This window comes from Pedobacter puniceum (assembly GCF_009674685.1).
GTDB lineage: Bacteria > Bacteroidota > Bacteroidia > Sphingobacteriales > Sphingobacteriaceae > Pseudopedobacter > Pseudopedobacter puniceum.
Window position 1 is genome coordinate 1066342 of sequence record NZ_WKJI01000001.1, and the last position, 13515, is coordinate 1079856.

The 13515-nt window shown below is 33.2% G+C and carries 13 protein-coding genes and 1 other RNA gene; 11 read left to right on the forward strand and 3 right to left on the reverse strand.

Translation table 11 applies throughout. The features are described 5' to 3' along the window. Positions 1–8: 8 nt before the first annotated feature. Entirely contained in the window at positions 9–1322 is a 1314-nt protein-coding gene (locus GJJ64_RS04775) for an aspartate kinase (RefSeq protein ID WP_154286586.1), read from the reverse strand. A 172-nt stretch (positions 1323–1494) separates the two neighbouring features. Between GJJ64_RS04775 and GJJ64_RS04780 the strand changes: the two genes are divergently transcribed. From GJJ64_RS04780 to GJJ64_RS04790, 3 genes are all read left to right on the forward strand, one after another. Continuing rightward, positions 1495–3231, forward strand: coding sequence for a phospho-sugar mutase (locus tag GJJ64_RS04780; RefSeq protein WP_154286587.1), 1737 nt, complete (start codon positions 1495–1497; stop codon positions 3229–3231). Between the two features lie 179 nt (positions 3232–3410). Beyond that, a complete protein-coding gene (locus tag GJJ64_RS04785; protein WP_229655460.1) occupies positions 3411–4019 on the forward strand; it encodes a SatD family protein in 609 nt (202 codons plus the stop codon). Then, entirely contained in the window at positions 4013–4744 is a 732-nt protein-coding gene (locus GJJ64_RS04790) for a DUF3307 domain-containing protein (RefSeq protein ID WP_154286588.1), read from the forward strand. Before GJJ64_RS04785 ends, GJJ64_RS04790 begins: the two co-directional genes overlap by 7 nt. Here the strand turns inward: GJJ64_RS04790 and GJJ64_RS04795 are convergent. Both GJJ64_RS04795 and GJJ64_RS04800 read right to left on the reverse strand, forming a co-directional pair. Next, a complete protein-coding gene (locus GJJ64_RS04795) occupies positions 4739–4972 on the reverse strand; it encodes a 4a-hydroxytetrahydrobiopterin dehydratase (RefSeq protein ID WP_154286589.1) in 234 nt (77 codons plus the stop codon). The two genes, GJJ64_RS04790 and GJJ64_RS04795, sit on opposite strands and share 6 nt — an antisense overlap. A gap of 1 nt (position 4973) precedes the next feature. Next, complete coding sequence (locus GJJ64_RS04800) at positions 4974–5684, reverse strand: membrane or secreted protein (RefSeq protein ID WP_154286590.1); 711 nt, start codon at positions 5682–5684, stop codon at positions 4974–4976. A gap of 81 nt (positions 5685–5765) precedes the next feature. On the opposite strand from GJJ64_RS04800, the gene GJJ64_RS04805 reads away from it, so the two are divergent. The 8 genes from GJJ64_RS04805 (at position 5766) to GJJ64_RS04840 (ending at position 13501) form a co-directional block, all read left to right on the forward strand. Then, complete coding sequence (locus tag GJJ64_RS04805; RefSeq protein ID WP_154286591.1) at positions 5766–6131, forward strand: hypothetical protein; 366 nt, start codon at positions 5766–5768, stop codon at positions 6129–6131. 76 nt (positions 6132–6207) lie between these two features. After that, entirely contained in the window at positions 6208–8568 is a 2361-nt protein-coding gene (locus GJJ64_RS04810; RefSeq protein ID WP_154286592.1) for a TonB-dependent receptor, read from the forward strand. A gap of 51 nt (positions 8569–8619) precedes the next feature. Beyond that, entirely contained in the window at positions 8620–10113 is a 1494-nt protein-coding gene (locus GJJ64_RS04815; RefSeq protein WP_154286593.1) for a PepSY domain-containing protein, read from the forward strand. A 9-nt stretch (positions 10114–10122) separates the two neighbouring features. Beyond that, positions 10123–10560, forward strand: coding sequence for a hypothetical protein (locus tag GJJ64_RS04820; protein ID WP_154286594.1), 438 nt, complete (start codon positions 10123–10125; stop codon positions 10558–10560). A gap of 1 nt (position 10561) precedes the next feature. After that, positions 10562–11185 (forward strand): SCO family protein, encoded by a 624-nt coding sequence (locus GJJ64_RS04825; RefSeq protein ID WP_154286595.1) that lies wholly within the window; start codon positions 10562–10564, stop codon positions 11183–11185. Beyond that, positions 11182–11604 (forward strand): c-type cytochrome, encoded by a 423-nt coding sequence (locus tag GJJ64_RS04830; RefSeq protein WP_154286596.1) that lies wholly within the window; start codon positions 11182–11184, stop codon positions 11602–11604. The genes GJJ64_RS04825 and GJJ64_RS04830 overlap by 4 nt, the downstream gene beginning before the upstream one ends. Before the next feature lie 14 nt (positions 11605–11618). Next, positions 11619–12018: RNase P RNA component class A (rnpB, locus tag GJJ64_RS04835), an RNA gene on the forward strand. A 97-nt stretch (positions 12019–12115) separates the two neighbouring features. Further along, positions 12116–13501 (forward strand): sigma-54-dependent transcriptional regulator, encoded by a 1386-nt coding sequence (locus GJJ64_RS04840; protein WP_154286597.1) that lies wholly within the window; start codon positions 12116–12118, stop codon positions 13499–13501. The last annotated feature ends 14 nt before the right edge of the window (positions 13502–13515 follow it).

Here is a 13515-nt window from a genome sequence, read left to right on the forward strand (position 1 = left end):
GCACTATATTATTCAAATAAACGATTGTGTAAACTTCTTAAAGCTTCTACTTTATCTTCGGTTTTAACCAATAAAGAGATATTGTAGTTACTTCCACCGTAAGAAATCATCCTTAATGGAATATGTTTTAAAGATTCAAAAACTCTTGAAGCAAAACCATGGGTATCAGCTCCCATATCCCCTACTATACAAATGATAGATTGGTTTACATCAACTTCAACAGACCCAAAATCACTTAATTCTTTGGTGATTTCTCCTAAGTATTTGGTTTCATCTATGGTAACAGAAACTGCCACTTCTGATGTTGTAATCATATCAATTGGCGTTTTATAACGCTCAAAAACTTCAAAAACTCTTCTTAAGAAACCATAAGCCAAAAGCATTCTGCTAGATTGTATTTTAATAGCTGTAATACCATCTTTTGCTGCAATAGATTTGATTTTACCTTTTTCACTCTCAGAACTAATTAAAGTACCAAAAGCTTTAGGCTCCATTGTATTTAATAACCTTACCGGAATTTTATAACGTTGTGCTGGAAAAACCGACTGTGGGTGTAAAATTTTAGCACCAAAATATGCTAGCTCAGCAGCCTCATCAAAAGATAAACGAGCAATTGGTTTGGTACCTTTTACGATACGAGGGTCATTGTTATGCATTCCGTCAATATCTGTCCAAATTTGAACTTCTTCTGAACGTATACCAGCACCAATTAAAGAAGCTGTATAATCACTTCCTCCTCTTCTTAAATTATCAATCTCTCCAAAAGAATTTCTACAGATATATCCTTGCGTAATAAACAAGTTTATAGAGGGATTTGCATCTAAAAGTGGTGTAATCTTTTCTGTAATAAAATCTACAATAGGCTCATTGTCTTCATCAATCTTCATGAACTCTAAAGCTGGCAATAAGACAGATGGAACACCAATTTCTTGTAAATAAATATGGTATAACGTAGTTGATAAAAGCTCGCCTTGTGCTAAAACAACTTTTTCTTCAATTGCGGTAAATAAATCATGCGAAAAAGCATCTAATAAATCAAAATGAGAATCAATTACTTCTTTACCCTTAGCTAAAAATTCGTCTTTCTGAAATAGTTCTTTAATGAAAACCTCATACTTATCCTTTAAAGCCTTTACAAGTTCCTTCGCCTTGGCCTTATCAGACGCAAGATAAGCTTGAGATATTTCTACCAAGCTATTAGTTGTACCAGAAACTGCAGATAGTACGACTATCTGTCTTTCAGACGGATTGATGATGTCTAAAAGTTTTTTCATTCTTTCAGGGCTTCCTACAGATGTACCTCCGAACTTTAGAACTTTCATTTTTATACTATTTTATATGATTTTTAATTCAGGCGTTAAAAATAGATAAAAGCTTGATATTATTGGGAACGAATAAAATAAAATTGTACGATTTTTGATTCATTACAATTATTTACATTATTAATTATATTTTTATCCATCCTATTTTTCTATATATAAAAGTTTTTATAACATGCAGGAATTAGAACTCTCTATCCAAACTAAAATTAACACTTGGTTACAAGGAAATTACGACACCGAGACCAAGCAAAAAATCCAAACTTTATTAGACGAAAAATCTTTTACAGAATTAACAGACTCTTTTTATAAAGATCTTGAATTTGGTACCGGAGGCTTACGTGGTATTATGGGGCCAGGTTCTAATCGTATTAATAAATATACAATTGGAGCAGCAACACAAGGTTTAGCAAACTATTTAATAAAAAAATATCCAGGCGAAACTATAAAAGTTGCTATTGCACATGATAGCCGTAACAATTCTGATTATTTTGCTAAAATAACAGCCGAGGTTTTATCTGCTAATGATATTCATGTTTATTTCTTTAAAGCTTTAAGACCAACGCCAGAACTTTCTTTTGCAGTAAGAGAGCTAGGCTGTAAAAGTGGTGTGATGTTAACTGCATCTCATAACCCTAAAGAGTATAACGGTTATAAAGCTTATGGTTCAGATGGCGGGCAGTTTGTAGCACCTGATGATAAAATGGTGATGGATGAAGTAGCAAAAATCACCAATATAGATGATGTTAAATTTACGGCCAAGCCCGATAACATTTCTTATATAGGCGAAGAAATTGATGAGAGCTACTTAAGCAAAATAGTTTCCTTATCGGTTTCGCCTGATGCTATTAAGCGTCAGCATGATTTAAAAATTGTTTTCTCTCCTATTCATGGTACGGGTATCACCTTAGTACCTCCTGCTTTAGAGAGGTTTGGCTTCACCAATATTACTTTGGTTGAGCAACAGGTTAAACCCGATGGAAATTTCCCTACCGTTATTTATCCAAACCCAGAAGAAAAAGAAGCTTTAACCTTAGCTTTACAAAAAGCTAAAGAAGTTGATGCTGATTTGGTTTTAGCAACAGACCCTGATGCAGACCGTGTAGGTATTGCTGTTAAAAACCACGATGGTGAATTTGAACTTTTAAATGGTAACCAAACCGGCTGTTTATTAGTTAATTACATGCTTGAGGCATGGGAGAAAGAAGGGAAATTTACCGGTAAAGAATACGTAATTAAAACCATTGTTACTTCTTACCTAATAGATAAAATTGCTGCTTCTAAAAATGTAACCTGCTACAATACCTTAACTGGTTTTAAATTTATTGGGCAAATTATGACACAATTACAAGGTAAGGAAACCTTTATTGTGGGTGGCGAGGAAAGTTATGGCTATCTAGTTGGAGAATTTGTTAGAGATAAAGATGCAGTAATTTCTTGTGCATTTATTGCAGAAATGACTGCTTTTTACAAAGATAAAGGTAGCAGCCTGTACGATGCTTTGATAGATATGTATGTAAAATACGGTTTCTATAAAGAGAAGTTAGTATCTATCACGAAGAAAGGTAAAACCGGTGCCGAAGAAATTGTAGCTATGATGGAGCGTTTTAGAAATAATCCGCCACAAAGTTTAGGTGGCTCTAAAGTGGTTACTTTAAAAGATTATACTTTAAGAAAAGAAACTGATTTAAATTCTGGTATCATTAAACAAATAGATTTACCAAAATCTGATGTTTTACAGTTTGTTACCGAGGATGGCTGTATCATTTCTGCTCGCCCATCTGGTACAGAACCAAAAATTAAATTCTATTGCAGCGTAAACACGCCTTTAGCAAATAAAGAAGCATTTAAAGAAACTGATGCTTTGTTAGATGAAAAAATCAATCAGATTATGGCTGATTTAGGAGTTTAAAATCATAAAGCCCGTTTAAAGCGGGCTTTTTTTATATACTATTTTTGAAATAAAAATTATCGTTTGAATCAGCGATAATTAAAAATATCGCACAAATAAACGATAATTAAAAATATCGCACAAATAAACGATAATTAAAAATATCGCATAATTAAGCGATAATTACTATATTGCATACTATGATGCAAGCAATTTTAACCGGAGATATCATCAGCTCAAGAAAAGTTGATTCTGAAATATGGCTCAATAGTTTAAAAGCGCTATTTGGGCAATATGGAGTACAACCTAAAGATTGGGAAATTTATCGTGGTGATAGTTTTCAAATTAAAACAGCACCTTCATTTGCGCTTAAATTGGCTTATATTATCAAAGCTAATGTTAAAAAGTTAAGCCAATTAGATGCAAGAATTGGTATTGGTATTGGAGACATAAATTATCAAAGCGATAAGCTATCAGAATCTAATGGTGATGCTTTTATTTTTGCTGGCGAATGTTTTGATAGCTTAAAAACAAATACTTTAGCAATAAAAACTACATGGCCACAGTTTGATTTAACCATAAACACCATGTTAGAAATTTTTGCGCTTACCGCTGATGGTTGGACATCAACATCGGCAGAAATGATATTAAAAGCTTTACAGCATCCAGAACTTAATCAGCAACAGCTTGCTGCTGCGTTAAATAAAAAAAGCCAAAGTGCTATAAGTGCGGGCTTAAAAAGAGGTGGTTATGATGAATTGCTAAAACTGCTGCATTATTATCAGCAACAGCTAAAAAACCTATGTTAACATTATTATTGCAACTGCTATTAGCACATCTTATTGGCGATTTTGTTCTGCAACCCAACAAATGGGTTGAACATAAAAAGTCGTTCAAAATAAAATCAAAATACCTTTATTTCCACGCAGCCATCCATTTAATGCTTTTGTTATTGATAACAGCATTTAAAACGCAATATCTATTGGGTATTATGGCTATTGTAATCAGTCATTTAGTTATTGATATACTTAAAATTTACTTAGAGAAACCTAAATACAGCAAAGCATACTTTTTTACAGACCAGTTTTTACATTTCCTTGTTTTAGCAGTGGTTGTTTATGCTTATTATCCTTACGAGGTAAATGTCCAATACCTGCAAACACCCCAATTTTTATTAATAGTTACAGCTTTACTAAGCGTGAGTTATGTAAGTGCCATTGTTTTAAGGGTTTTATTAACACAATGGAGTGTTCAAATTAAGCAAGAAACATCAGAACTTATTCAACACAATAGTAACCATGCAGGTAAGTATATAGGTATTTTAGAGCGCTTATTTATCTTCTTTTTTGTAGTGATAAACTTTTGGGAAGGTATTGGTTTTCTGCTTGCAGCTAAATCTATTTTTAGGTTTGGCGATTTAAAAGATGCTAAGGACATCAAGCTTACAGAATATATCTTGATAGGAACTTTACTAAGCTTTGGAATGGGTATTTTATGTGCCGAACTTTATTTAGCTGTTTTAAAAATCTTATAAAAGCGCATCAATAGCTTGGGCTAAAGCTTTATCTTTTTCTGTAACGATATTTCCTTCATCATGGGTTTGAAGCCAAATTTCAACCTTATTATAAGTGTTTTTCCATGTGGGATGATGCTGGGCTTCTTCTGCTAAAACGGCAACTTTAGTCATAAAAGCAAAAGCTTCAGCAAAATCTTTAAAGCTGAAGCTTTTGTAAAGTGAATTATTTTCTTCTTTCCAGTTCATGTTATTTAACCTGCGACCAGATTTCGTAAATTTTTTCTCCTTTAGAGCTTAAACCACTGTGGTGCCAATCGCCATTTTCTAGTTTGCCATCAAAACTTAATGATGCACCTACCCTATTATTATCTCTAGAGAAAAACTCAATTGTTTCTACATATTTACCATCTTTAAAAGTATAAGAACCTCCACCAGTACCATTAAAAAGCTTAACAGCAGGGTCTATAGCTAACCATTGGAACTTACTTCCTGTTAATATTTTATAGGTAACTCTGGTACCTGTTTGGTGTATAGGTACAACTTTACCATCAGGCTGCATTCTGGACGTTATGCGCCAAACGCCAGCTAAAGGTGCCTTACCATCATCAACTCTTTTAAATTTTAGAATCTTACTGCCAGGCATTAAAGTAAGTTCATCATTTAAAAAAGTATAAGGCAAATGTGTTTTTTTACCCACAGCATCGGCATTAAGATTATGAACAAGCATATTAATTACCAATTCTTTTTCTGTACGCTCAAAAGTACCTCCATGTAAATTTATAAACTCGTTATCCTTATAAATGGTATGGAAAATAAAGTCATGCTCTATCAATAATAAATGGTTGGTATCACCATCTTTTAAGTGCCAAGCACCTTTTAATTGGGCTAGTAAATCTTGTGTAGTAGTCATCATCAATAAAAGTAAAAAGATTTTAAAAATACGAAGAGGCTTTTTCATATGCGTATTATTTTTCCTTAAATCTAAGAATTATATAGTGTATTTTCTTTGGTTTGATGATACTAAATTTATATTTGCAGCATGTTTCAACGCATTATTGCATATCTGTTAATCTGTACTATTATTTCTACTCATTTTAGTAAAATATATGTGTTTGCAGGTTACGAGTTGAACAAAAATTATATTGCAGCACAACTTTGTGAAAACAAAAACAAGCCGCAATTAAAATGTTTTGGGAAATGTTTTTTGAAGAAGAAACTAGAACAAGCAGAAAAAAAGCAAGCACAACAGGAAAGGCAAAATCAAAAAAACCTCTTTCAAGAGATTGCTACTGTAAACAACTATGCTTTTTGCTTTAACACAAGTTTAATTCTTGAAATTAACACCCCAGTTCAACTCCACTACAATTTAGTAAGAGCATTCCCTATTTTTCACCCTCCGGCTTAAGCCTGTAATAATTTTATTTAACATCATCCCAAGCGTTTGGATGATATTTTTTTATTACAGACTTAAATAAAATCACATGAAATTTTATTTGATAATGGTTTGGTACATCCTCGCCATTGTAAACACTTATGCACAAGATATAAGTGGAATCGTATATGAGGAGTTTACAAAAACTCCCATCAACGGAGCTATCATTAAAGTTGAAAACCAGAATTTGGTAAGTTTAACCGATGCTTCCGGAGCTTTTCATATTAAAAGCTCAAAAGATAGTACAAATTTGGTTGTAACAGCTTTAGGTTATGAAAACCAGCAATTTATTGTAAAAGCAAATCAAGCTGTTTATATCGCTTTAAAGCAAAGCTCCAGTAATTTAAATGAAGTTGTAGTTACAGCAAATAGAGAAGCTAGCTTAAGAAGCCAAACTCCAATGGCTATTAGTAAATTATCGGCAAAGCTTATTGATGAAACAAAGGCTAGTCAGGTTTTTGAAATCATTAATAAAACACCAGGAGTTATTATGCCGAGTTATAGTAACGAGCAACATAGCATGTCTATAAGGCAACCCATGGGCACAAGTGCTTATTATTTGTATTTGGAAGATGGTGTACCTATAAGACCTTTAGGTGTTTTTAACCATAATGCTTTATTGGAAGTTAACCAATTTGCTATCAACAGCATTGAAGTTGTTAAAGGACCTGTTTCCTCTATTTACGGACCCGAAGCTGTGGGTGGAGCTATTAATTTTATTATGCAAAGGCCTACACCCGTACCTACTGCAAAAGTGGGCGTTCAGTTTGACAATTGGGGTTTTAGGCGGATACAATTTGGAGCCGGCGCTCAACTAAAAAAGTTTGGCTTTTATATTGGAGGCTTAAGCAGCCAGCAAACCAATTCTTGGATGGCTAGCTCTGATTATGATAAAACATCAGTAAATGCCAGATTAGAATATAATTTCAATAGCAAAACCCGCCTCATAGGAAACTTCATCTACGGTACTTATTATTCGCAAATGTCCGGAAGTGTGGATAGCGCCATGTTTTACAGCAGAAATTATTTAAGCACATCAGATTTTACTTACAGAAAATCTGATGCTTACCGTTCTCGCTTAACCCTAGAACATGATTGGAATAGCCATTCTAAATCTTTCATTACGTTATTTCAAAGAAATAATAAGCATGGGCAAAATCCAAGTTATGCCATTAGGTGGAATCCTGTATCAAGTGCAACAAACGACCCAACAAAAGCCCGAGGCGAAATAAACTCTAACGATTTTGAGAGTTATGGTTTTATAGCGCAACATAGCCAAAAGTTTAACCTTTTAAACTCAAAACTTCTAGCTGGTGTGGTTTTAGACTTAACAGATAACACGTATTGGTCTTATTTAATTGATTTAAATGCGCAACTAGACCCAAGTAATAGTTTTGTAGAAAAGTATAGTATAGCCAGAGAAAGACCTGATATTCCTATAGCTAATTACAACGGAGACATTAAAAATTATGCTGCTTACTTACAATATGATTTTATGCCTGTCAATAAACTACGCTTTTCAGTTGGTGGCAGATATGATGTGATGGATTTAGATTATATCAACAACGTAAATATTACTTCAGGAAACATCACTTACCAACGGTTTACGCCTAAAATTGGTTTAACTTATGAGATTGATAAAAACAAGGGCGTTTACGCTAATTTTTCTCAGGGCTTTTCGCCGCCATCTCTAACTTCTATTTTCAGACCAAGACCAAATAGTAATCCAGTTGAGTTTTATACCAATTTAAGCCCTGCTTACTTTAATAATTATGAATTGGGAGGATGGATCTCTTTCTTTAATCATAAAATTTATTTGGATGTTTCGGCTTACCAAATGGATGGTAGAAATGAGTTGTTAAGTATCCGACAAGCAGATAATTCTTTTGATTTTCAATCTGCAGGAAAAACCTTACACCGTGGTTTAGAATTTGGATTTAATGCTAAACCAAGCGAAGAATATTGGTTTAGATTTGGAGGTACAAGTGCTATCCATCGTTTCGAAGATTTTAAAATTAGTGATAGACCAAGTGACCCACTTCAAAACCTTGCTGGGTTTGAAATGCCTAGCTCGCCACGTTGGACGTGGAATAGTGAATTTTATTACTACCCTAAATGGTTTAAAAATTTCAGAACATCTGTAGAGTGGCAATATTTATCATCGTGGTATCAAAACCAAATTAATACGGTAAAGTATGAAGGTTATCATCTAGTAAATTACAGAGTTGGCTATAAATGGAAAGCTATTGAACTCTATGCCAATATCATGAATATTACTGATGAGTTATTTGCCAACTCTGTATCCAGAGGTAATAACCTTACTGATAGAAGCACCTTTAATCCTGGCGCCCCAAGAAGTTATGTAATGGGAATTCAATACAATTTTACGGGTAAGAAAAAGATTAATTAACTAAAAGAGCTTGCTTTAAAATTAAAGCGAGCTTTTTTTAACATCATTAAAATGAAAAAATACATCAAACAAAACATATATAAATGGCATAAAATTATAGGTTTAATTACCATTATACCTGTAATTTTTTGGACATTATCTGGCCTTATGCATCCATTTATGGCTCATTGGTTTAAACCCACTTTGCCAAAAGAAAAACTAGAGATTAGCGTAATAGATACTACAAAGATAAAATACAGTTTTCAAGAAGTTTTAAAAGCACATCAAATACACCGATTTTTAAACTTTCGCATTGTTTCTTTTGAAGGCAACACCTATTATCAAGTTAAAAGCATCGATAAAAAAATAAGATATTTTGATACGGCAACTAGTAAAGAACTCTTACAGGGTGATAAGCGTTACGCTACACATCTAGCCCAATATTATTTAGCAAATAAAGATATTAAGCCTTCAAATATCAGCCTACAAACTAATTTTAGCCAAGATTATAAATACATCAATCGGCTTTTACCAGTTTGGAAATTATCTTTTGATAAAAACGGAGGTACAGACTTATTTATTGAAACCACTAGCAGTCGCTTAGCTACTTTTAATAATCAAAGTCGTAAAAATTTCCTCTTAATTTTTGATTTATTTCATAATTGGTCGTTTTTAGATGCTATAGGCAATAATAAAATTCGTATTTCAATAATGATGATTTGCTTAAGTATCATCATATTATCAGCACTAAGCGGTATTTTGATTTACGGATTTATGTGGGGAAAATTTAAAACAAAACCTACAAATAGTAAAGGTGTTTTAAAAAGATACCATAGGCAAATTGGTATAGCAACTGCCTTTGTAACCCTAACTTTTGCAGCTAGTGGTGCTTATCATGCTTCAACAAAATGGAATATAGATAGAGAAACAGGATTAAAACATGAACCCATTATTAAAGCAGAACACCTTAAAAAAGACTTTTTAAAGCTTAATTTAAATTGGGATAGACTATCAAACGTTTCAATAGTTGTATTAAAAAAGGATACATTATATCAAGTTTTATACAACAAAACAGAAGACGAGCCTCAACAAATTTCATATTATCAGCAAATTACAGGCAAAGAACTTTTAAATGCAGATATAGAATATGCTAAATATTTAGTTAATAGGTTTACCACTGCCACGCAGCAAGAAGATATTATTTTACCAGATTGCTGTTTAAAACCAGATAATAGCAATAATTTATTTGAAGCAAACCTACTGAATGCTAAAACTTTACATTCATTTTCAAGAGATTATGGTTTTGTATTTAAAAGGCTTCCTGTTGTGCAATTAGATTATGATACTCCAAACCAAGACACCTATTTTATTGATACCCAATTTTCAACCTTAGCTTCACATATAAATAATGCTGATAGAACAGAAGGTTATAGTTTTGCCATATTTCATAAATTCTTGTTTATGGACTGGGCCGGAAAAAACATTAGAGATTTAACAATGTTAATTTCAGCACTAGGTGTATTAATTGTAAGTTTGTTTGGCCTTGCCATATTTATTAAAAAATAACCTTTAAAGATGAATAATTTAAAAATGATACTTGTTGCAATATGCTTTAGTTTTTTGGCATGTAATAACGATAAAGAAGAGCAACAAAAATTACAAAAGCAAGTTATAGATAAACATGATGTTTTAATGGCTAAGATGGATTCTTTAACAGAAAACCAATTAAGATTAGACAGTATAACTTTAAAATACAAGAAAATTAAGTCAGAAAACCCAAGTCTTGATAGCAATACACTTATAGCTCAAATTGATAGTGCTAAAAACTTATTAAGCAATGCCGATGAAGCTATGATGAACTGGATGCAACAGTTTAATCCTGATTATACAGGAAAATCAAGTACAGAAATTTTTGATTATCTAAGAAAACAGGAACAAAAAATAGATTCTGTAAAATTTCTATTTGATAAATCTTTGGCACATAGCAACGCTCTTATTAAACAATATAAATAACATGAAAATCAATATCTTAATAGCTATTTCTTCTTTATTTCTAACAATAGTATCATGTAAGCAAAACGCTGCTAAACTGCCTATTTTGGGTAATCGTGAAGTTGCTGCTAATGGTAAAGACACTATTTATCAAAGCATTCCTGATTTTAATTTATTAAATCAGGATAGCGTTTATATAAATAACGATTCTTTGAAAGATAAAATCTATGTAGCTGATTTTTTCTTTACCTCCTGCCCTTCTATATGCCCAATTATGAAGAAGCAGTTATTGCGTATTCATGATAAGTATAAAGATAATAACCAAGTAGCTATCTTATCACATACCATAGACCCTAAGCATGATAGTGTACCCGTTTTAAAAAAATATGCAGATAAACTCGGCGTAAGCAGTAAAAAATGGCACTTTTTATATGGCGCTAGAGATGTTATTTACAATATGGCCCGTAATGGTTATATGAATTATGCCGATAGAGATTCTTTAGCACCAGGAGGTATCAGTCACTCTGGCTATTTTATTTTAGTAGATAAAAACAGGCATATTAGAGGCGCTTATGATGGTACTGATGAAAAGCAAGTAAGCCAACTGATGGATGATATGGATATTTTATTAGCCGAGTATAAATGAGAGCAAAAATTATAAGTATTGCATTTAGCATGCTCATTATTTGTATTTTTCTAAGCGCTTGTAGTGAGAATGAAGTTAAATATCAACGCTATTATGCAGATGGTTCTCAAATTTATCAGGTGCATTGCCAAAACTGCCACATGAAAGATGGTAGCGGTTTGGCAAATGTTATCCCTCCTTTAACAGATAGCACTTTTTTAAGAGAAAATAGAAAAGACCTAGCTTGCTATATTGTTTATGGTTTAGCAGATACTATTGTGGTAAACGGTATAACTTACCAAACTCCAATGCCAGCAGAAAAGCATTTAGCGGCTATTGATATTGCCAAGGTTTTAACTTACATCACCAACTCATTTGGTAATAAACAAGGCATTTATGATGTTAAGGAAGTAGAAAAGAACATCAATAACTGTAAGTAAAAGCCTATCTTTGTGGAGCAAATCGCTCTATCGCTATCCCGATTAATATCGGGATGGAGGAAAGTCCGGGCAACACAGAGCATCCTGCTTCCTAACGGGAAGGCACCCAAAAAGGTGACAGAAAGTGCTACAGAAAATAAACTACTTCCGTTTAACGGGAGAAAAGGTGAAAACGTGAGGTAAGAGCTCACGACTTTGTATGGCGACATGCATCGTGGTAAACCTCAGGAGTTGAAAGACCAAATAAACCTTAACCGTCGGGGCTGCTCGTTCCGCTGCGCTTGTCGCTATTAAGGAGGGTAGGTCGTTAGATTATAATAGCAATATTATGGCAAGATAAATGATAGAGAATCCTGAAATCCAAAGCAATTTGGATCAGGATGACAGAACCCGGCTTATAGATTTGCTTTTTATAACGATTTTCTGAAAGTCCTGCTCCAATGCAGGACTTTTTTTATGCATAATTGTATAGATTAGTATACAGTTTTAAACCCAAACGTTAAATATTTGTATGGCAAAAATTTTAATTATTGATGATGAAAGAGCTATCAGAAATACGCTAAGAGAAATTTTAGAGTATGAAGATTTTGAAATTGAAGATGTAGACAACGGCGTTGACGGTTTAGACTTAATTAAAAGAAAGAACTATGATTTAGTTCTTTGTGATATCAAAATGAATAGAATGGATGGAATGGAAGTTCTATCCGCAGGTTTAGAGATAAGACCTGATTTACCATTTATCATGATATCAGGCCATGGAACCGTTGAAACTGCTGTTGAAGCTTCTAAAAAAGGTGCTTTCGATTTTATTTCTAAACCACCAGATTTAAATCGCTTATTAATTACTGTAAGAAATGCTTTAGATAGAGGTTCTTTGGTTACTGAAACTAAAGTATTAAAGCAAAAAGTAAGTAAAACCAAAACCAGAGAAATTTTAGGAGAATCTCCGTCTATCAGTAAAATTAAAGAAACCATAGAAAGGGTTGCCCCTACTGAAGCTCGTGTATTAGTTACCGGAGCAAACGGTAGTGGTAAAGAATTAGTAGCAAGATGGCTACACGAAAAATCAAATCGGGCGCAAGGTCCTATGGTTGAGGTGAACTGTGCGGCTATCCCTTCAGAATTGATAGAATCGGAATTATTTGGTCACGAAAAGGGTTCTTTTACATCAGCTGTAAAACAGCGTATTGGTAAGTTTGAACAAGCTAATGGTGGTACGCTATTTTTAGATGAAATTGGCGATATGAGTGCATCAGCGCAAGCGAAAGTTTTAAGAGCTTTACAAGAAAGTAAAATTACCAGAGTGGGTGGCGAAAAAGAAATAGATGTTAATGTAAGAGTTGTTGCCGCTACAAATAAAGATTTACTAAAAGAAATTGAAGCGGGTAATTTCAGAATGGACCTTTACCACAGGTTAAACGTTATTCATATCCATGTGCCACCTTTAGTAGAGAGAAAAAGTGATATTCCGCTATTGTCTGAAACGTTTTGTGAAGAAATTTGCAATGATTACGGAATGCCTGTTAAGAAAATATCAGCCGGAGCCTATGAAGCACTTAAAAATTTACCATGGACAGGCAATATACGTGAGCTTAGAAATGTAATAGAGCGTTTAATTATTTTAAGCGATAAAACCATTACTGAGGACGATGTTAAAGCTTTCTCTAACCCAAGCGGTAGCATTTACGAACCAGAAACTACCAGCAAATCATCGGGCTTAAACTTTGATGAATTTATTAATTTCCAAGATTATAAAGATTATGCTGAGAAAGAGTATATTAAATTTAAGCTAGAAAAAAACAATTGGAATGTTTCTAAAACAGCCGAAGATATTGATATACAAAGAAGTCATCTTTACTCTAAGATTGAGAAATTTGGCCTAAAAAGAGGTGAATAATTATAAAAAAGGGA